Raw genomic sequence first — 21,776 nt, forward strand, 5'->3', positions numbered from 1 at the left:
CGGTTCTACCAGATCCAGCACCTCGTCCGCCAGCAAAAACTCGAGCAGCCGCTCGTCACGAAAGTGGGGGGTATCCAGCTCATCCGACAGTTTTGCACCTTTCAGCTCCAGATGCTCTTCGAAAATGTTCGTCAAGAGATTCAACTTTTGTTCAGAAAAAAGCGGCTTTTTGTAAAGAAAATAACCGTTTTGATTATAATAGGCCGCATCCTCCGAAGATAGCAAGCTTTCTTTGTGTTGCATGAACAACGCCTCCACCAATCGATTATAGGTACAACACTACTGTAGCAAATCAGGTGAGGCAGACGCTCATCTTTCCATCCGGAAAAGTTAGCGTATCTTCAGATGGTTGTCGTCAGATCTCGCTTTGACCGACCGTGTATATTCTGTAGGCGTCATCCCGGTAGTATGTTTAAATTGCCGCGAAAAATGATGCACACTGCAATACCCGAGCCTTTCAGCAATTTCCGAAAAGTTTTTTCTTTCCCCCCGGATCAATTGCTTGGCTTGCTCAATTTTCAACTGATTGAAGAACTCCCTTACCCCCATGTTCGTCTTCGCCTTGATAATCATCTTTAATTTCGTGCGGCTGATGGCAAAATGGGTACATAAGTGGTCGATCGAGAGCGTGTCCGAAAGATGCTCAATCATATATTGAATGATTTGCTCCGCCAATTCCTGAGCGCTATGCTCAATAGCAGCAGTAGACACGATGTTCGTACGATGAGCCGGATTTCCGGATCGGATTAACTCAATCAATAATATTTCCAAATAATTGCGAATCAGCTGATCGCTGCCAAAAGGCGCATCCAAACGACGAAAAGGGTATTGCATCGAAGGAGAATGGATGGGCGGATCGAACGACGACTTTCCTTCTCTCACTAATTTCGTTAAAATGTACCGCTCCTCATCGCGCAGCCGAAAGGAATTGCCCGAAAAAAATTCCATACACGGGGCGGAGCATTCGAAGGTGATAATGATCAGATTAGGTGCCGTACCGTGCAAAGCTTTGCCGCCATGAAATTCATTCGGTTTATAAAACACAATCTCGCCCTGCTTCAGCTGGCAGGTACGCAAATCGGTCACGATCTCGATTTCTCCCGTATCTACGTAGACCAGTTCCCAAAAATCATGTTTTTCGCCCGGACTGTCATAATGGCTTGGCAGTTCCTTGTAGTAAAACGTTATCAATTTACGAATCTCCAATTCTTCCTTCAAGAGATACCGTTGATACACCATGTTGTGTCCGGCCCCCATCCAATCATGCAAATTATATGCCTAAGCAGATAAAGCCTTTTCATCCCGTATCTCTTATTATAGCAAATAAGAATGAACACTTTGAATTCATCATGCGCAGAGGTGTATCATTCCCTTATTTTCAACGATACGGTGGGGGAGAGAAGACGTCATGAGCAAAATCAGATTAGGGGTTATAGGCTGCGGAAACATAGCCGGATCACACTTTGGGGGGCTGACCGAATTAAGCGATGTGATGGAATTAACTGCGGTATGCGATATCATCTTGGAACGGGCCGAGCAGGCGGCCGCCCGATTCGGAATCCGGACGGCTGTGGCGGATTACGAGCAATTGATTGATGAAGTGGATGCGGTGCTCATTTCCTTGCCGCACGATCTTCACTTTCCGGTAGGCATGTATTTCTTGCAAGCAGGAAAGCACGTGCTGATGGAGAAGCCGCTCTGCAATACCGAAGAAGAATGCACCCAGCTAATTGAAACGGCTGAACGCAATAATCGGGTGCTGATGACCGCTTATCCGGTACGTTATTGGCCGGCGATTGTCAAGATTAAGGAATGGATCGACAACAAAACGTACGGAGAACCTTTCCAGTTGTCGATCTGGACGGAGCAATATACGAAATTTCCGGAAGACCACTGGGCGGCATCGGCCAAACGGCTGGGCGGCGGACAGTTTTTCAGTCACGGCTGCCACTATGTGGATCTGATGATGTGGCTGCTCGGCGATCCGATCCGCGGCACTCACATGGGAACGAATCTGGGGACGCCTTGGATGGAAAAGGAAGGGACGAGCAATGTCGTGATCGAGTTCGCCAGCGGGGCGACGGGGTATCATATGGGAACTTGGGGAGCCCGGGGAACGCGGCTCGGTTGGAGCTTGCACATTCATTGCACGCACGGCATGATCGAATACAAACGGTCCGATGGTAAAGTTTACTTGCACCACAGCATCAAGGAAGAGAAATCAAACCTGGACACGGATTCGAAAATCACAGTTCTATATGAAGATTCCAGCAGCGGCAAGCTCACCCAGCATGAAACGCGCCACTTCCTGGAATGTATCCTGAACAATAAACGTCCGATGACCGACGGACCATCCAGCCTGCAAGGATTGCGCGTGATCTGGCGTCTATATGAAGCGGAGAAAAATCATACGGTAGCGGACTTAAGAGGTCTGGGTCTGAATGCATATTGAATCGTCTGAAGGGAATAACACATGGAAAAGAGGGGGACGGCATGATGCCACGAGCGGCTCGGCAAAAAATGGTTGCGATGATCAGTTGTACAGCGATTTTATCAGGATTGTTGGCGGGGTGCGGCAGTCCGAAAGAGGGTCCGCAACCGGAGGCGAAGCCCCAGTCTGCGCAAGCTGATCCTGTTGAGCTCGTCTTTTACGCGTTATCCCCGTTGTCTGGAACGGAGCAGGAGATCGCGGCGCAATGGACGGCATATGTGCAGAAAAAGCACCCGCATATTTCACTCAAATTTATTAATGCAACCGGGGAAAATTCCGTCGACAATTTCATTCTCACGAAACAGCCGGCGGATATCCTGTTCGGTTCGTTTGCCAGCTTTCTTCTGTACAAGGACCGGGATCTGGTGGGAGATATGAGCGACCTGGTCAAGCAGTATAAGATGGATCTCGGTACGATCGAGAAGCCGTATATAGACCTGGTGCATCATTCTTTTGACGGCAAACTGCCGCTGCTGCCCGTATACGATCTGAGGTTGGGGCTTTATTACAACAAAGACGTATTCGATAAATTTGGCATCCCTTATCCCAAAGACGGAGTCACCTGGGAGGAACTGCTCGTCACTGCCAAGCAGCTGACCCGGGTAGACGGCGGAGTCACTTACCGCGGACTCGTAACGGCCGCCGCTGGAGGAGGTCTGGCGATCAACCAGAGCTCGCTAGGGTATGTCGATCCGAAAAAACCGGATAAAGCGGGGATTTATACGGAATCGTGGAAGCGCTATTTTGAAACGATCGTCCCTTTGTTTACAACTCCGAACTATGAACCGACACGAGAAATAATGGCCGGGGGCGCTCAGCTCAAAATGTTCGAGCAAGGCACTGCCGCCATGCTGCTCGCCTTTAACTCGTACGGTATCTTCAACCTTCCCTCGCTTCATCTCAATTGGGACGTAGCCAGTCTGCCCGAGATGAGCAGCCTGCGCGGAGTCGGAGCTCAACCGTATCCGGTGTATCTGGGTCTCTCGTCCACGAGCAAACATAAGGATGCCGCTTTTCTGGCGATCAGCGCGCTGCTCTCCGGTGAAGTCCAGATCGACCGGTCTGCGAAGTATGGTGTGTTCAGTCCGCTACAGGACCCGACAGCGAAAGCCTCCTTCGGAGACGCCGGGATGTGGAAGGGGAAAAACATTCGTGCCTTTACGGCTCAAACGCCAGCGGCTCCGGCTCCGGCTACCAAAGCGGAGTTCAAAACGATCATCGAAGGCGAGCTTAACAAGGCGTTCCTGTCTGTCGTAACGGGTGAAAAAGATATCAATACCGCTTTGCGGGAGGCGGAAGAAGCGTCTGACAAAGCGATCCAGCAGTTGCAGTCCCAACAATCCAAGTAACAACTCTAACAGGCGAAGGAGGCGTTACAAATGGCAAACAATCAGGGGAAAACGAAGGGTGGAAGCGATGCTCCGGTTCTTAAAGACCGGAGTGCCTTCCGGAAGTTTAGTCGAAGAAACGTGTTGACCGCTCTTGGGGCGACGGGGGTCATGATGGCGGCGCAATCGTTCGGCGGAGCGTCCTTGTTGATCGAATCAGAGGCGTCGGGCTCGCCTCCATTTGTGAAGTATGTTTCAGACATTGCGGAGCTGAGGGCGCTGAACGGCATGCAGGACGGGCAAGCGGTGGCGGTGATGAAGACTGGACGGGCGGGCTTGTTTTATTTTTCCACGGAGAATCTGTCCGCGAAGGTAGCCGGCGACCCGCAATATGGGGTTTATGTCGCCCCCAATAGCGATACGTCAGGCGCAAGCGGGGCGTGGATTCGTCAGTACGGGCAAGCTGCAGCGTTTAACGCGAAGGTTAATATTGCCTGGTTTGGGGCCGCAGGCGATGGGGTTACAGACGATTACCCGGCCATTCAAGGCGCCGTCGATTTTTCGTTGAACGTATTTTTTCCGGAGGCTCCGGTGCAGTGGCGCGTTTCGCAGTCAGTAATCGTACGTCCACTCCAGCAGCTGGAGGGCGAATGCAAGTGGCAGGATTGGAATTTGTCTGCCGACACAGCCAAAGGGGTTAAAGGCGATCCCGGAGTAGCGCCGTTCACTACGCTGCCGGCAGGAACGTCCTATCCGTCCATGCCTCCCGCATCCGCACAGCAGAGGCGCGGCCTGACCTTTTATCGGATGCACGTCATCGGAGATCACGCACCTGCGGTCATTCACCATTACGCGAGCAATTTCACCTATCGGGAATGCTGCTTGCGCTCCAGTCACGCTCCAACCCTTCCGATGCGATATTCGTATCGGGGAACGTTCGACAACAATCTGATCGGCGCCAGCAATTATGCGGGCTGGGTGGTGCAGCTCTATGACAATTGCAACGCGATCGACTTTAAAGGAAGCAACTACGTTGCAGGCTCTTCCATTGGCGGCGCCATCGATATTTCCAAAAGCCAGTCCATCACGATTCAAGGCGGCGTGCACGAGGTTGTCGGTCTTCCGTGTTACCGGATCGGCGGCCTGTCCGCTCAAGAAGCCGAGTTTATCCAAGAGGTCGGCAATTGTCACGGGATTCGGATCGTCGGCAATTACTTCGAGCGGTGCGCCTTACCGATTTCTGTGGGCATGGCGGCCTATGTGTTCGGTGTTGAGATTGAAGGCAACTTTTTAAGCTGCTACGGAAATGAGACCGCTTACATAGTGGGAATCGAGCTTGGCTCCGTTAACGGCTGGAGCGTCCGGAATAATTCGCTGATTAAGGGCGCCAATAACATCCCGACCATCCGCTTCGGCTACAACGCGCAGGCCACGTACAGATACGCAGTGGCTGGAACGTTAAAGGATAATCATGTTCAGCGAAACGATCTGTCTAACGGAATCGACTATGAAGTGGCTGCGGGAATGAATGCCGGGCTTCTCGGTTACTTGTTTGGCAGCAATTACATGGATTTTACGAACACGAAGGACCTGACGGACGGGAGTCCGGTCACGTTCAAAACGTATGGCCGGCTTCAGGAGTGGACCTCGCGTGTAATAGACGGCACCGAAGCTACTAAAATCATCGATTTCGATTTTGTCGGCCCTGAAGGCGGAATGTTGGAGGAGGTTACTGTATTTCTCGTGGACGGAGCACCGGATGCATCGATGTCGGTGGGATATACGAGCAATAGCCAATATAACGCAAACACTGCGATCGAATCGCTTACGTTTGTCGGAGAGAGAGCCGCCGTCCCGATCAGCAATCAGTTGATATTAGGCGGGGCTGGGCGCCTGGTCATCAGGCACACGGCCGGCACGGCGTCCGGACGATATATGGTGCAGATCAGGTACAGGAAGTAAATAAAAGCGAAAGGGCGCCGGGGCGTTCGATCGTTGGAAAAAGGCTGCTGACATGGATCGGCAGCCTTTTTTGTTGTTTCAATCCTCCATATCCCCATTCATAGGGTCCAGAGAAAACGTGGTGTTCTGGTTTCTATAAATATTTATTGTGGTTTTTAAAATCGGTTGACACAACGATCAAATGCGTTATATAACTAAATTAACCCGGGTTATTTGCATAAAAATAAATAACTGGTTATCAAATTTAAAAACCAGAAACCGATTTAAACGTTTGTAAAGTAAACGGAGAAGATGTGCCATTCCATTCACGTATGGGAGAGTTGGGCGATGAAGGGCAGGCCGACGAGCGAGCAATTCCAGAAGCAGCTGGAGGATATGGTCAATACCTTGCGCAGCGAAATCGTCAGAGGCCACTACGCGGCCGGGGAGTATTTGCCGTCGGAAAAAATGTTGGCGGCGCGTTTCGGGCTGGGCAACGTATCGGTTCGCAAAGGACTGGATCAGCTGGTGGAGGAGGCGTTGATTGAAAAAATTCCCCGGGTCGGCAACAGGGTTCGCATCAAGCGCACGAAGGGCGAGCCTGTTTCGCTGACGGTGTCCTGCAGTGACGTAACGGTGCGCAATCTGGAGCTATCGCGGCTGCTCGACGAGTTTCACAAGCAATATCCGTGGATCAGGGCGGACTACAAGATCGCTACGGCCGAATCGACCGAAGGGGACGTCATCACCCTGGACAATTATCAGTTTCGGCGTCTGGTCGAAACGGAGGGGCTCCCCGCACTGGAGCCGCTGGATGCTCAGCCGGATATTTATCACGGTTTGTTCAAACCGTTTCTGGTGCGCGGCCGGCTTTATATGCAGCCGATCGTGTTTTCTCCGGTAGTGCTTTGCTACAACAAAGCGCATTTTCGCGAATGCGGACTGCCGATCCCCGACGGCGGGTGGACGTGGGACGATCTGGCCGGGAGCGCGGAGAAGCTGTCCGAGGTGAAAGGCCGTTACGGATTTTGTTTCCATGTGCCGGATATGAACCGCTGGCCGCTGTTTTTGCTGCTTGGCGGGGGACGGTTTGAATGGGATGGTCCGCGGCTGAAGCCGATTCGAGGTACGGCGCTGATGGAAGGAATTCGGCTGTGCCGCAATCTGATCCAGAACCGGAAGGCGTTCCCGCTTTATTTATCCCAGAATAACTACGACATCAGCCAAATGTTCTCGGAAGGCAAAATTTCAATGATTTTGACGACCTACCTCGGATTGAACCGCTGGAAACGGACGGAGCTGGACTACGACATAACGCCTGTGCCCCGTCTCGATTCACCCAGAACACTTTCGATATGTCTGGGAGCCGGCGTAAGCACGGGAACCCGTTATCCGGAAGAGGCTCGCTTGCTGGCAAGCTTCTTCACATCCCCGATCGCGCAGCGGTTTATTCAGAAGCAGACGATGAGCATTCCGAGCAGCCGCCTGTTGCCCGTGCGCATAACGGACGATGCGATTCACCGACCGGAGCGTTATCCGATGTTTCGCGAAATGATGTTTTCCTTGCGTACGCATCACGATTTGAATGTGCCGGCGACGGCTTTTCCGGTTTTATTTAACCAAATCAAGGCGTACTGGGCCGATCTGATTGACGAGGAGGAGCTGTGCGCCAGATTGGAATCGATTCGTTTCGACGCGAATCCGAACATGACAGACGAAGAAGGCAGGGAAGTGGAACGATGAGATACCGGACAGCGGTTATCGGAGCGGGACGCATTGCCGACAGCCATATCCGCGGAATACAGGCGATTCCCGATTTTGCGCTTGTCGCGATCGCGGATGTGAATGAGGAGCGGGCCCGAGAGCTGGGTCAGCCCGATCAGTTGGGCTGTTACGCCGATTACCGGGAGATGATCCGCAAGGAGAAGCCGGATGCCGCGATTATTGCGCTGCCGCATTATTTGCACCGGGAGGCGGCGATTTTCTGCGCCGAGCACGGCTGTCATCTGATGATCGAGAAGCCGATGGCAATTGGTCTGAACGAGTGCGACGAGATCATCGATGCGGTGCGCCGGTGCGGAGTCAAGGCGATGGTCGGCCATACGCAGCACTACATGGCGGCGAACCGGGCGGCCAGGGAACTGGTGCGCAGCGGGGCGCTGGGCACGCTCGTGATGATTAACGATACGCGGCACGGAAACTATTTTGCGGCGGACCGGCCGGATTGGTTTTTCCGGAAAGCGCTGGCGGGCGGCGGACGCATGATGAATCTCGGCTCGCATTCCGTCGACCGGATTCAATGGATTACAGGCAGGCCGATCTGCAAGGTGAAGGCGTCGCTTACCTTTTACGGCAATCGCGGCGATGTGGAGGGCAGCGGGCTCGTCTATGCGGAGAACGCGGACGGCGTGCCGATCACGATCTCGCAATCCGGCTATATCGGCGCTCCCCGCAATGAGCTGGAGCTGATCTTTACCAGCGGTATGATCCGCGTCGAAGGGGGATGTAAACTGTCCGTCAGCAGGGGAGGAACCTACGAGCAGGCGGATATCGGCGCAGGTGAATCTTCGTTCGCCCGGCAATACGGCGATTTTCTGGAGATGATCCGGAGCGGCCGCGAGCCGGAATGCTCGCTGGATTACGCCCGCGGCGTCATAGCCGTCGTGGAAAGTATGTATCGTTCGCACGAGTGCGGCCGGATGATCGAAGTGCCGCAGGCCGAGCGGATCTCAGGTTAAGCACTATAGACCAAAAGGGGAGATTGTTTCAAATGAACATAAAATGGATCAAATCGTTATCCGTGCTGACGCTGTTGACTGCCGCTGCATGCGGATCGAAGGAAGGAACGGGGGAGAGCGCCCCCGCGGGCGATCCGGTTAAGCCCCAGCCGAAGGAACCGGTGGAGCTTGTCGTCGTTACACCTGACGCCGATTTTAACGAAGCGCTCCTGGAGAAGCTCGGCAAAAAATTCCCGAACTACACGATACGCCATATTAACCAGTCAACGAAAGGAAACTCCATCCCGGAACTGCTTACGAACGGAACGCCGATCGATCTGTACGGCAAAGCCGCCGGCGGATTTGCCGAGGAATATATCGCCAACAAGCTGCAGTATGACATGACTGAACTGGTCAAAACGTACAAAATCAATCCGGCCGACTATGAGAAGGGCCTCGTCGATTATGTGAGGAAGCTGTCTGACGGCAAATTGTATGCGCTTCCAGGGAACGGGAACAACCTCGTGGTGTTTTACAACAAGACGGTGTTCGACCGGTTCGGCGTTCCCTATCCGAAAAACGGCATGACGTGGTCGGAAATGATGGAGCTGGCCAAAAAGCTGACCCGCACCGAGGACGGGAAGTCTTATATCGGGCTGAGCGGCCACACCCAACTGCTGCTGAACTGGAATCAGATGGGCTTGCCGTTTGTCGATCCGAAGACCGGCACGCCGACGATGAACAAGGATGAGAGATGGCGTACGTTCTTCCAGACGATTTATGGCGAGCCGGTCTTAACCCAGGCGTACCAGGCCGCGGGACAGACGTTCTCGCAAGGGAACAGCGCCTTTTACACAGGCACCGTGGGTATGATGATCTTTAATTCCAACACCGCTGCAATGCCGGGCTCCAACCTGGAGAAGATGGACTGGGATATGGTCGCCATGCCGTCGTTCCCCGGTATGCCGAATGTGGGGACGCCGATGAACGCGACGCTGTGGGCCGTTCCGGCGATCTCGCGGAACAAGGAAGCGGCGATGGATGTAATCGCTTACTTGCTGTCCGACGAATATATGGGCGAGATGTCGAGACGCGGGAAGCTCGTATCCAAGCAGACGGACGCTATTCTGAAACATTTCGGCTCGGAAGCGACCTCGAAGGACAAAAACTGGTCGGCGATCATCCACAACAAGTTCGCTCCGTTCCCGGAAAAAGCGCCGTACGAGCCAAAAATTTTAACAATTAACGAGAAGTTTGCAAACGAATACATGGCCGGCAAAGCCGATCTGAACACGGCGCTTCGGATGATGGAGGAAGAGGCGTTGAAGGTCATTCAGCAGGAGAAGGCAAAGTAGACCGGACTTACCGGATGGAGACAAAACGGAACATCTTGGTCAACGAATGAAGGAGGACCGATGTATGAGGAAAGCGAGTTCCTGGATCGTGATCGTCTCGCTGCTGGCTGCTCTCTGTCCGGCCGCAGGTCCCGCCGGTGCGTTGGAGGGGCCCGGCGTTACGGAGGAAGGGGAGCTGGTGCGGATGTATACGAACAAATGGACGGTTGTCCCGAAGCGGAATCAGGCTCCCGTCATAGACGGAATCGCCGACGAAGCCGTCTGGGTGCAGGCGGCGGTTCTGGATGACTTCCGGACCGCTTACCACAACGAGGCGGCAGTTGATAGTCCGGTCTATAAAATCGCTTACGACGATGCAGGTCTGTACGTGACCGGCTCATTGGCACAAGCGGAGAAAGAAGCGCTCGCGGAAGTCGCTATCATCATAAGCCCGGATACGCACGGCGACCGGCATTATGTGGCGACGATCCCCGTTACTCCGCCAGCGAAGCCGATGAATACGGATTGGAACCCGGACCTGCTCGGCGACCAGAGCAACCGCAATCGCATTTCAATCACGTCGTTTACAGTGGAAACGTCGGAGTCCGGCGGACAGTTCCAGCTGGAGGCGGCCATTCCGTGGAGCGCGTTCGGCACGGCGGCGCCCGCTCCGGGGGACGAATGGCGGATGAACATTATGCACCTGCACCGTCTCAATACGAAAACGCTTGCTTCATGGGTGCCGATCCGGACCTCAAGCTTCTGGGATACGGGCGGTTCGGTTACCGTGCCGGTCAACACGGTCGATCAAGGCCGGCTCGGCAGCGTGTACTTCGACCGTCCGCCGGCGGGTGAAACGTGGACGCCGGAAGAACCGGAGCTGCGTTATCTGGACTTCGCGCGGAAAGAGCTGGAGTTCAAGACGCCTTCTCCCGAGCCGGCCTCGTACGTCCTCGCTTGGAAAGGGCCGACAGGCGACTGGGAGCAGCTGCAGCAGGCAGCGAAGACGGCGGCCGGGGGACGGACGTCGCTGATCTTCGAGCATCCTCCTGTGCTGGAAGACGGGCATTACGAGCTGCGGCTGCACGCCTACGGCGGCGTTCCGGCGTACGAGTTATTTACGGTGTTCAGCTTCGACCGCGATGAGCTCATTCGTGCCGGCATAGCAGGGGCGGCTCAATTTCCGCCCGCAGCCCGTACCCCGGTAACACCCGCTCCCGCATCGCAGCGGGTGGAGACACTGCTGGAGCTCGTTCCGGACAAGATCGGCTTCCGTTTCGCCGGACTGCCGGAGATGCCGGAGCTGAATCCGGACGATTTGTACAGCTTGTCCGCCGACCGCAAAAGTCTCGTTTCCAAAAAAACGGGCACGGTTTATCCGAATTCGGCATACCCGGAGGCGTATACGCAAACGGCGGTCAACAAGCTGGGGCAGACGATGGAATATCCGTATTACGAGGATAACGAGGGAAGGCGGTATTTTCTTTCCGCCCATCTGTGGTACCTGCAAAAAAACTACGTCGTTCAGGAAACGGAAAACGTTTCCAAAACAGATCCGCTCGGAGCGGCCAGGCTGCTGTACCGGTTCGCCGAGCGTTATGAAGGCTATGTGCCGGTAACGGATTACAACTGGCATACGTACCCGATCAACTGGACGGCCGGTCCTCCGTTCAACTACTGGGGAGGGATGTGGAACCGCTGGTACATTTCCGATTTGACCAGCCTGCAGCCGCTGCTGCGCGCATTTGAGACAGTAAGGAAAACCGATGCGCTGGAGGTGCTCAGCCAAGAGGTCGGGGAAGACGTCGAGGCGAAGCTGGTGGAGTCGATGCTGGTGCCTTCCGCCGATTTCGTGCTTGGCTACACGAAGCGGCTCGGCAACATGAACGCGAGCGCGTGGCGCGGGCTGATCGATGCGGGCAAGGCGCTCGGACAACCGGACTATATTCACAAAACGGTGGAATGGATTCGCGAATACGTCGACAAGCAGTTTTTGGCCGACGGATTCTGGAACGAGGTGACCCTGTCTTACCATATCCAGTCCACGGAAGGGGTGCTCGGGGCGGTGAAACAGCTGGAAGGCTGGAGCGATCCGCCCGGCTACGAGTCGCCGCGTTCCGGCGTCCGTTACGATAACCTGCAGATGACTGCGGAATACCCCATTACGGAGAAGGCGAAGGAGCTGCCGAACTTGCTCGCGTACCCGAACGGCCATGTTCTCCCGATCCAGGATACGTGGGCCAATCAACGTGCGGAAGCGCCGGACGTTACATCGGGATCGCTGCTGCTGCCGGCGGCCGGAATCGGTAAATTGGCGTCCGGAGAAGGGGAGAGCCAGACCCAGCTTTATTTGCAGTTCAGTCCCAAGTACGGCCATACCCACTACGATCCGCTGAATCTGAATTTGTACGCGCAAGGGCAGGAACTGCTGCCGGATTTCGGCTACACGTATACGAAGTATCGCTACTTTACCCTGTCCACGCTCGGGCATAATACGGTAGTCGTAAACGGCAAAAATATGACGACGGCGGGCGAGGCGAAGCACGGCGGAACGATCGAGGCGTTCGTCCCGAACGGAGGTCCGTTTCAGGCGATCCGGGCCAGCGAAACGAATGCGTATCCGGAAACGGACGAATACAGCAGGGAGCCCTGGTTCGTTCCTTTCGGCGGCGGTAACGGCAGTGAAGGCTATGTGCTGGACATCTTCCGGGTATCCGGCGGCGGCCGCCACGAGTATACGCTGCAGGGCGACGCCAACCGCGATGCGGTGTTCCGCACCGATCTGCCGCTTGAGCCGTACGGTCCGCGGCTGCTGCCGCCGGGGACGGAGGCGGCGGAGGCCGAGACGTTCCAGCAAAGCGGTACGGCGGAGGGGCATTATCCCGCCTACATTTATGTGAAGGACGTTCAGCGCGCGGAGCTGCAGGACGACCGGTACACGGTTACGCTGGTCACCTACGACAGCGGAGCCGAGCAAGCGAAGCTGCGCATCACCGGGCTGCTGGAGGATGGGGACAACGAGCTGTATCTCGGACGTTCTCCTTCCCTTCGCTCGACCCGGGTTTCCGGCAGAGCGCTGGATACGAACGACGAAGCGGTCAAGCACGACATGCCGAAGCTGGTGCTGCGGCGCGAAGGAACCGACTTGACCAGTACGTTTGTTACGGCGATGGAGCCGTACAGCGGAACGGCGGGTCCGGTCATCGAAGCGGTAGATCGGCTGGAGCCGGATGCGGCGCCGGAGGGCGCGGTTGCCGTTCAGGTGAGCTACGGCGACACGACCGATCTCATTCTCAGCTCGCCGCGGCACCCGGCAGAAGCGCTTGTTGTCGGAGATGTGACGATGCGCGGCGAGATGGGGATGATCCGGACAGTGAACGGCGTTATTACGAAAATGGTGCTGGTCGGGGGCACTTTGCTGAAAAAAGGAGAACGGGAACTGACCGGAAGCGGGCCGGTAACGGGAACGATCGCCTCCGTGAAGCGGCTCGACAATGGCGACGGCTACAACGGTTTTGTGACCGGCACCCCGGTCGCTCCGGAGCAAGCGGCGGCGCTGCGGAACCGTTATGTGATCGTCTCCCATCCGGACGGGTCCGCGGGCGGCTATCGCATCAAGGACATTCGGACCGAATCGGGTTCAACGGCGATCGAGCTTGCTGACCAAGATCCGGGATTCGAGATGAACGGCGACGGCAGTTCGGAGATGGCGTATTTTCCGGGCAAACGGTGGACCGGCATACACACGTTCGCGATCGCCAACTTAGAGATCGAAGATAACGAAGCGCTGCGGTCCGTCACGCTTGATGCGGCCAAGCGTCACTTGCTGCAAGGAGAAACGGTTCGGATAGCCGCAAACGGCGCGTCCGTCGACGGCTCCGCGATCCCTCTGTCCCGGTCGCAGGTCTCGTTTGCCAGCAGCAACCCGGGCATATTAAACGTGGACGAGGAGGGCAACGTGACGGCGGTCGGGGAGGGAACCGCAACGATCACGGCGGAAGCGAGCGCCAACGGCGGAACGGCAACCGCCTCCGTTATGATGTCGGGCCAGGCCCGGCTCTTCCGGCAATTCGACGCCGTCGATCTGCCGATCCTGGAGCAAACCGCGGCGACCCAATATTTTCCCCAGTATAATATGGTTCGCTTCGAGGCCGCAGATGCCGGACAACATATCCGCTTCGGCTTCGAAACGCCGGGAACGGCAACGGCCGATTACGATGTCGGAATTAAAACGTACAAAGGCGGCGGCTTCGGCAAATACCGCATCGGCATAGACGGAGCGGACCAGCTGACCTACGATTTCTTCAGCCAGCCCTCCGTCATCGGAACAGAGTTCGAGCCGCTGGGTACGATTGCCTTGACACCCGGCTCGCATAGCCTGGAGCTGACAAACGACGGAAAAGCTTCCGCAGCCTACGGCTACCGGTTCGGGCTGATTCAGCTCCTTCTGAGCGAACGGATGAACGAGCCGCCCGGTCTGCATGCCGCCGGATACCCGGTCTACACCGGAGAGGAGGCGGCGTTCACATTCACGGACGATCCGGACTGGAGGGCAGACGTATCCGGGTTGACCGTGAACGGAACGCCGCTGCCGCCCTCGGCTTATGCGCTGACAGCAGGCGGGCTGACAATCGCGCCGGGCGTGTTGACGGAACCGGGCCGTTACTGGATCGTCGTCCAATCGGCGGGCTACCGCCATGCGGCGATCGAGCAGTTCGTCACATCAAACGCCGCGCTAACCGCTCTTACCGTTGATCCGGGCTTGTTGTATCCGGCTTTCGCGCCTCAACGCTCTGCGTACGTGGCCGCTGTCGGCCCGGACGTGGAGGAAGTGAGCGTAACCGCGGTTACGTATCGGCCGGACGCGGTACTCAACGTAGCCGGACACGTGTACGGTACCGGCATGGCGGCGCCGATCGATCTGCATGCCGGCAAAAATTCGGTTGCCGTGGCCGTTTATGCTCCGAACGGCGAAACGTCCAATTACACGCTGGATATTTATAGGGCACACCCGGAGCTTATCCGTAGCGGCACCGTTACTGGGGCCGTATACGATCCGTATGGTAATCCGCTCGCCGGAGTGCCGGTCCGGCTGATCGGCCCGTCTGCGCGGTCCGAAACGGTGACAGACGAAGCAGGATCGTTCTCGATCGCGAACGTACCGGCGGGGTATTACCGGGTGAAGGCATCCCCTTCGGGCAATAGCGCCATGTCCGCTCTGCTCAAGGTGGAGAGGGCGCAGACGGCCGGGACGACCGTGACGGTGATCGACACGTCGCCGCCGCAGATCACGGGCGCTTCTGTGCAATATGCCGCGACCGGTGATCCGGTGCAGGCCGCTTCCTCGAAGAACGGGCATCTGTATCTTGTTCCCTCAGGCACGGGGGAAACGGCTGCCGAGCTGGCTGAGGCGGCCGCCGCTCCCGGCGGCGCTGCGGCAACCGCCACGGCCGGTATTACCGTTACGCTGGATACTTACGGATTCGCTGCCGGACTGTACAACGTGTATGCGGTTGATACGTCAGGAAACGTATCCGCGCCTAAACCGGTTACGATCATAAGCCGCGATCTCGCCCTGCTGGACGATCCGGACCCGGTCATCGCGTATCTGGGGGCATGGACGAAGTACACGTCGGCCAACTATGCGGGCGGCAGCTTGTATCTGGCCAACCAGGCCGGCGCGTCGGTCGATCTTCCATTTTACGGCACGCGCGCCGAATGGGTCGGCATGTTCTCTTCGAACGGGGGCATGGCGGACCTGTATATCGACGGCCAGCTTGTACAGACCGTCGATACGTACCGCCCGGGTGTTTCGCAGTATCAGGCGACGCTCTACGATACGGGCGCTTTGCCGCCCGGCGTCCATGTGCTGACCGTTGTGGTCAAGGGAGAGAGGCATCCGTCTTCCACGGGCGGCTTCGTACGCTTCGACGGCTTGCGTTTATTTGGATATTAATGTTGCTTGAGTCATCGAACCCGCAAGCGGCAGATGATGCAGATCACAGCAAAGGAAAGCTTAAAGAATGACAGGTTGGTCGTGAACTATGCCCGATATCGTCAACATACTCACAAGCTGATGCTGGTATCCAAAACCCGGTATCAGCTTGTTTTTTGTATGGACTTCCAATGATTCCGTACCTGATTGACTCCAAATAAAGCTCGCTACCCTCATTGTTGCGAGCAGACCGTTTTTGGCCGCACCGAAACGAATTGCACACGAGCTTTCTATTACCAAACATGAGCGCCTACTTCAATCACGAGGTAGCTCTATTACAAAATAAGGGTCTTTTGCATTCTCTATTTTCGGCATATGGGGACGACAGCGGCGAATAGAGGCGGTTTGCACCCCTTATTTCAGCCCATTGATGGAGGGTGTACTCTTTTCGCTAAGCCTGACGCTGCTTTACCGTTTCTTCGCTGCTCAGCAGGGCGCCGCCCTTCCGCAGCTCGCTCTGGAGCTCGCAAACCGCGATGTCGCCAGGCTGGCAATGATGCTTGACAGCAAGTCCCGCTGCCGTACCTGCGGCTTGCCCCGTCGCCATACAGCTGGGGGTCAGTCTGGTGGTGGCGAGCGCCTCATGGGAGGTGGAGATGCAGCGGCCGGCGACAAGCAGATTGGTTATTTGCTTGGGCAGCAGACAGCGGTAGGGGATGTCGTAGGCGCCGTCGCCTTGCACCCATGCGGCTGTGACGCCCTTGCCGGACGGATCATGAATATCGATCGGGTAGCCGCTTCTGGCGATACAGTCGTCGAAGCGTCTGCCGCTAATCACATCCTCCGCCTGCAGTACATACTGTCCGTCGATTCTGCGTGATTCCCGGATGCCGATCTGGGTGCCGACGGAGCTGAGCGAAGCCCGCTCGAAACCGGGCAGCTGACGGATCATAAAGTCGGCCACCATTCGCACCTGCTTGCGTCCAAGCACTTCCGCTTCCGTCAGATCGGCGACATTGGTGCCGTCAAGCCCCTGCACGCGCGTCGTATTAACCAGCACCTCGTCCTCTCCCGGCCCGGTAAAAAACAAAATCTGATCGCGGTTGATGGGCAGATTGGCCGCCTTCCAATGTTTGTAAAAGCCAAGCACGCCGGACAACGGCAGATGCGGCAGCTCGTCCACGGGAGTTTTTTTGTAAAACTCGTCGGGATGATCGATCATATATTGCTTAACCCGCCCCAGATCGACGCCGCGCATGCGGAACTTCATGGTCATCGGCTGAGTCAGCTTATCTCCGTCGCGTCCTTGCAGGCATGGCGCACCGGACAGATGGGCCACATCGGCGTCGCCGCTTGCGTCGATAAAATGCCTGGCCCGAATCGTAATACGCCCCGATTTGGTCGTAATGGACAGAGAACCAATCTGATCGCCGTTTACCGTCACATCGTCCACAAAGCTGTGCAGCAGAACGGTTACACCGGATTCGCGCAGCATATCGAACACGAGGATTTTATATACCTCCGGATCATACGGCGTAATCGTGTTGACGAAACCGACCGTATCCCGGACATGGCCGGGCGATGCGCCCTCCGCCTGCAGCCTGTCAATGATTTCCTGCGCAATTCCGGCGATCACCTGCTTGCCGCTCTCGGTATGAAACGTCATCCACGGATAAACAAGCGCGATCGTCGACATACCGCCCAGAAAGCCGTAACGCTCGATCAACAGCGTTTTCGCGCCGCTTCTGCCCGCGGCCAGCGCGGCATTAATGCCAGCGGGGCCGCCGCCGCATATAACAATATCGGTTTCCAGCAACTGAGGGGGTTGTGTGCTCATAGGATACCTTCTTTCCATCTGCGTTTACCATGATTATAGAGTTCATTTTCCCTTTCATCCTAGTGTTACTTTCGTTTAATATAGGCAGTAATGGGTGCGGGAGGGGACGGAACATGAAACGACGCAAGCCTGTTACGCTTGCTGATTTGTCTAAAGAGCTGGGGCTGTCCGTACAGACCGTTTCGAAAGCGCTGCGCGGTATGCCGGGGATGTCGGAGGAAACACGGAGCGCCGTCATCCGCGCGGCTTACCGCTGCGGGTACTTGTACCCCCAGCAGGCGCGCGAGATGGCGCGGCAAGGGATTGCGCCGTATCCGATCTTCCGGCTGCGGTTTATTCTCGTGCAGTCGCGGGAGTCGATGAACTACAACCGGCTGCTGCTGGATGGACTGAGGGAGCGCTTCAGCCAGTACGATCACCATCTGGACAGCTTTGTACTTGATGAGGATTTATCGCAGAAAGCGTTTGAGGTGTGGGTGGACGAGCATCATCTGCTGCATGCGGACGGATTGTTCATTGCGCCGCGGCTCATCTCCGGCCGCATGGAATCACAGCTGCTGGCGCTGCCGATCGCCAAAGTGCTGATCAATTACGCCAAGCCGTTAACGCAGGTGGACAGCGTCGTCTGGGACGTTTGCGAGGCGGTCTGTCAACTGGCTGATGCCTTGATCCGCTGCGGGCATCGCCGTCTGTTGTATGTCGGCGATACCCATTCCCAGCGGGGCTACGTCCTGCGCTGGCAGGCATACCGGGATTGGGTGGAAGGGCATGAAGTGGAGGCGCAGCATACGACAGTGGAGTCGTTCGACAACGATTATGAAACGTATAAGCCAACAGCGGTTGTCGTTGGCATCGATGAGGATTGCGGTCCGGTGTACCGCGCGTTACACCGCAAGGGAGTGGCGATTCCGGCTGGCTGCTCTCTCGTCGGCCTGGTGAATGAAGGGATGCCCGATCTACCGGGATTGACGCGATCGCTGCTCATGATCAAGGAAACGGCCTATCGCGCGGCAGACCGCATGCTGTGGCGGATTGCTCATCCGAATGAGCCTGTTGAGCATACGCGGGTCGCAGGCAAATTTTTCGCGAGCGAAACCGTCCGTTCGTTGCCTAATGGAAGCGTCCAATGACGGAACATTTTAGTGAAACCACTCGGTCATCATTTTTCTGTAATGGCCGGGGCTTGCGCCGTACAGTGATTTGAAAAAGCGGGTAAAGGGAAATGGCTGTTCATAGCCGACCCGATTTGCGATTTCATGGATCGTCAAATCGGAAGTAGCCAGCAACGATTGCGCTTTCTTGTATCGTTGCGATTGAATATATTGCAACGGTGAAACGCCGAACGCCTCTTGGAACTCTTTATGAAAATGCGATGTAGAGATGAACATCAGACCGGCTAACTGGGATATGGTTATTTTTTCACTCAGATGGCTTTCGATATAATCGAGCACCGGCTGGAAACGCTGAAGTTTACTGATTTTCTCAATGCCCCCGGATTTGTAGCGGGAAAAAGACATGACCAGCTCCAGCACAACGTACATGAGCCGATTCACAAGGCTCGCTGTGCGCAGAAGCTCGCCGGGATCAGGCTGCTCTGCATGAACGAGTTCGTAAACTTGCGTCTGCAGCCTACTTACCTCGTTTCCAATGGATACGGGTGATACATAAGGAACGTCGAACAGATCGAGCAGCGGAAAATGTTCAAATACAGTGAAATTGAAATTAAGCCAGTGCGAGACGACGTCGCGGTCGATCAGTTGCAACGTGTAAGGCTGATTGGCCGGTATATACAGCGCTTGCCCCGGATTCACGATAAACGTTTCATGCTGGAGCGTAATTTGTACAGGCCCGTCGGTAATTTGAGTCAGCAGCGCCCACGGCTGGACGCGAATGGACGTGTAGTAGCTTTTGCCGTGATACGTGCCTAGCGTGGAAGTGCCACATTCGAATTCGGACAGCCTCAGTGTCGTGAGCAAATGAACGAGACGGAAAGCATCTGGCGAACCTTGCATACGAGTCCCTTCCTTTACCGATATTCACCTGATACCTCTTCGAAAAGAGGCTGTACTACGCGGTGTCATGCTACCATTATAGGGGGTATTGGGTCGCAGTCAATACGAATCTTACAGCGTTTCAAAAGAGTAGAGGATATGTGTACTCGACTGCACAATCCGTGCTTTTTGTCCAAAGTTCCATATGTGATAATGGCTTTGCGACACGATGAGCGCTTGAGTGGGTGATAAGCCAAATGGGCAACGAAGGGAGCATACTCATGACAAACAAAGTGAAGACCGGTAGTTTTTGGAGGTGGAGAGATTTGTAGGTGCGTGATTCGGCTTTTGTGCTTTCAAAAGAAAACGTCGTACAGAGCTGAATTTGAGCATGCAAGCTGCTGGGCGAAGAGGGTACTATACAGCGACAACATGTCAAGGATTTGTTTCTTTTCTTGATGTAAGCGCTGCCAAATTCTGTCGGGAGGAATTGCAGCTCGATTTGACGCTTCAGGGCAATCCAATTTATTCAATGGGGTGGGTCTATATGAAAAAATGGAAAAGTGCAGGGTTAGTTGCTGCAATGGCCATCGTTATGCTGACTGCCGGATGCGGCGGCGGGAAGGAAAGCGGCTCGAATACAGAAGGGGCTGCCACACCGGGCAGCAATAAGCCTGCGGAACCGGCGAAGCCGGTCAAGCTGCTCGTCATCACGCCTCAGGGAGGCAACATGGAATGGTTTATGACCCGATACGGCAGTCAGATTCAGAAAAAATATCCCCATTATGAGTTTGAAGTGGTGGAGAGCGTCGGAAACAATGTGCAAAATCTCGTGATCGAGCAGCGCAAAGTCGATCTGATCATTTCCTCCGTTAACAATTACCGTGCCAGCCTGCTCGACCTGTACGGCGGCGATATCTCGGATCTGATCGCGAAGCACAAGTTCGATCTCAGCCGACTGGAGCCTTCTTATATAGAAGCGGCGAAGGTGGACGGGAAAAACCAGAACGGCTTGCCTTTGTACGATTTGCGGCTGACGCTGTATTACAATAAAGATATTTTCGATAAATTCGGCGTTCCATATTTGAAAAATCATATGACTTGGGAAGAAGTGACGGAGGTTGCGACGAAGCTGACGCGAATCGATGGCGGCGTGCAGTACCGCGGATTTGTCGCCCACCCGAACCCTTTGCTTGTCGGTAATCCGCTCTCAATTCCGTATACCGACGAGAAGGGCGAGAAAGCCGTCTTGCAGACCGACCCGTGGAAATCGTGGATTAACACGCTGCTGCCGTTGTATAAAGCGCCGGGCTATGACGCCAAGCTTATGAATGAAGCGCGGAATGTCTTCGTCAAAGAGAAGACAAGCGCCATGTTCCTGGCGATGAACTCCGACGCTCCGAAGCCTGAGGAAAATATGAACTGGGACGCGGTCAGCCTGCCAGAGTTGAAAAGCTTGCCGGGCGTCGGCTCGCAGCCATACCCGGTCATTATTACGGTAGCTCCGACCAGCCAGCATCGGGATGAAGCGTTCCAAAGCATCGTTCAGCTTTTGACCGATGAAGCGCAAACGGCGATCACCTCCGACTTTGCCGCGATTACGCCGCTGAAGAGCCAGGCGGTGAAAGAGGCGTTCGGCCGCAACGTAGCGCAGTGGAAAGGGAAAAACGTCAGCGCGATCGCTGCACTAAAGCCTGCTGCGCCAGCCCGCGCCGGCGTGTTTGATTCGAACGCGACAAGCGCGATGAACAACGCCGTCCTATCCGTCATCGCCGGAGAAACCGATCTGAACTCGGCTCTGCGGACCGCCGAAGAGCAAGCGACCAAAAAGATCGCCGAAGCGATTCAGATGAAAAAGTAACGAACTAGTCCCCCTGAAAGACATGGGGCTGTCCAATAAGGCATTAAATAAAAAAGAATGGAGCAAACTGGCCCCCTACGGTGTTTGCTTAAGATGAAGCCCTTCGGGGCTTTTTTTATATGGAGCGACTGCATTTATATCTGTGTCAAACGCATCCACGGGATATCCGCTTCGCTTGCGGGGCGGAAATTGATGCATAGTTTTCGCAAACTCGTGACTTCAGTCATGAGTTAGAAAACATCGGATAGGGCGTGGCTTATGCCACGTTAACTATCCGATACATGTTTAGGTGACTATTACAACATTCCCTTTAATGTCAAGGTTTCTATAGGTGAACAACA

At 55.4% G+C, this 21,776-nt stretch carries 12 protein-coding genes and 1 pseudogene; 9 read left to right on the top strand and 4 right to left on the bottom strand.

Features of this window, described 5'->3' with window-relative positions; genetic code table 11:
* Both AC3Y2E_RS33700 and AC3Y2E_RS33705 read right to left on the bottom strand, forming a co-directional pair.
* Positions 1–243, bottom strand: a pseudogene (locus AC3Y2E_RS33700) (phytanoyl-CoA dioxygenase family protein); the annotation flags it as partial.
* Between the two features lie 87 nt (positions 244–330).
* Positions 331–1,239 carry a helix-turn-helix domain-containing protein gene (locus AC3Y2E_RS33705; RefSeq protein ID WP_379217660.1) on the bottom strand — a complete coding sequence of 303 codons (909 nt, stop codon included), beginning with the start codon at positions 1,237–1,239 and terminating at the stop codon, positions 331–333.
* A 169-nt stretch (positions 1,240–1,408) separates the two neighbouring features.
* Here AC3Y2E_RS33705 and AC3Y2E_RS33710 point away from each other — a divergent pair, with 169 nt between their 5' ends.
* From AC3Y2E_RS33710 to AC3Y2E_RS33740, 7 genes are all read left to right on the top strand, one after another.
* Positions 1,409–2,452 (top strand): Gfo/Idh/MocA family protein, encoded by a 1,044-nt coding sequence (locus AC3Y2E_RS33710; protein WP_379217662.1) that lies wholly within the window; start codon positions 1,409–1,411, stop codon positions 2,450–2,452.
* A 41-nt stretch (positions 2,453–2,493) separates the two neighbouring features.
* Positions 2,494–3,840, top strand: a complete 1,347-nt coding sequence (locus tag AC3Y2E_RS33715) for an ABC transporter substrate-binding protein (protein ID WP_379217664.1) — start codon at positions 2,494–2,496, stop codon at positions 3,838–3,840.
* A gap of 30 nt (positions 3,841–3,870) precedes the next feature.
* Positions 3,871–5,781 carry a hypothetical protein gene (locus AC3Y2E_RS33720; protein ID WP_379217666.1) on the top strand — a complete coding sequence of 637 codons (1,911 nt, stop codon included), beginning with the start codon at positions 3,871–3,873 and terminating at the stop codon, positions 5,779–5,781.
* A gap of 327 nt (positions 5,782–6,108) precedes the next feature.
* A complete protein-coding gene (locus AC3Y2E_RS33725) occupies positions 6,109–7,503 on the top strand; it encodes an extracellular solute-binding protein (RefSeq protein ID WP_379217668.1) in 1,395 nt (464 codons plus the stop codon).
* Entirely contained in the window at positions 7,500–8,498 is a 999-nt protein-coding gene (locus AC3Y2E_RS33730; protein ID WP_379217670.1) for a Gfo/Idh/MocA family protein, read from the top strand. The genes AC3Y2E_RS33725 and AC3Y2E_RS33730 overlap by 4 nt, the downstream gene beginning before the upstream one ends.
* A 32-nt stretch (positions 8,499–8,530) precedes the next feature.
* Positions 8,531–9,832 carry an ABC transporter substrate-binding protein gene (locus tag AC3Y2E_RS33735; RefSeq protein WP_379217672.1) on the top strand — a complete coding sequence of 434 codons (1,302 nt, stop codon included), beginning with the start codon at positions 8,531–8,533 and terminating at the stop codon, positions 9,830–9,832.
* A gap of 64 nt (positions 9,833–9,896) precedes the next feature.
* Complete coding sequence (locus tag AC3Y2E_RS33740; RefSeq protein ID WP_379217675.1) at positions 9,897–15,767, top strand: hemoblobin-interacting domain-containing protein; 5,871 nt, start codon at positions 9,897–9,899, stop codon at positions 15,765–15,767.
* Positions 15,768–16,197: 430 nt separating this feature from the next.
* On the opposite strand, the gene AC3Y2E_RS33745 is transcribed toward AC3Y2E_RS33740, so the two are convergent.
* Positions 16,198–17,583 carry an FAD-dependent oxidoreductase gene (locus AC3Y2E_RS33745; RefSeq protein WP_379217677.1) on the bottom strand — a complete coding sequence of 462 codons (1,386 nt, stop codon included), beginning with the start codon at positions 17,581–17,583 and terminating at the stop codon, positions 16,198–16,200.
* 113 nt (positions 17,584–17,696) lie between these two features.
* Here AC3Y2E_RS33745 and AC3Y2E_RS33750 point away from each other — a divergent pair, with 113 nt between their 5' ends.
* Complete coding sequence (locus AC3Y2E_RS33750) at positions 17,697–18,713, top strand: LacI family DNA-binding transcriptional regulator (protein ID WP_379217679.1); 1,017 nt, start codon at positions 17,697–17,699, stop codon at positions 18,711–18,713.
* Positions 18,714–18,722: 9 nt separating this feature from the next.
* Here AC3Y2E_RS33750 and AC3Y2E_RS33755 read toward each other — a convergent pair whose 3' ends face one another.
* Positions 18,723–19,595: a helix-turn-helix domain-containing protein gene (locus tag AC3Y2E_RS33755; protein WP_379217681.1), complete on the bottom strand. Its 873-nt coding sequence runs from the start codon at positions 19,593–19,595 to the stop codon at positions 18,723–18,725.
* Between the two features lie 526 nt (positions 19,596–20,121).
* Here AC3Y2E_RS33755 and AC3Y2E_RS33760 point away from each other — a divergent pair.
* Positions 20,122–21,435, top strand: coding sequence for an ABC transporter substrate-binding protein (locus AC3Y2E_RS33760; RefSeq protein ID WP_379217683.1), 1,314 nt, complete (start codon positions 20,122–20,124; stop codon positions 21,433–21,435).
* The last annotated feature ends 341 nt before the right edge of the window (positions 21,436–21,776 follow it).

It is taken from the genome of Paenibacillus sp. MAH-35 (assembly GCF_058135425.1).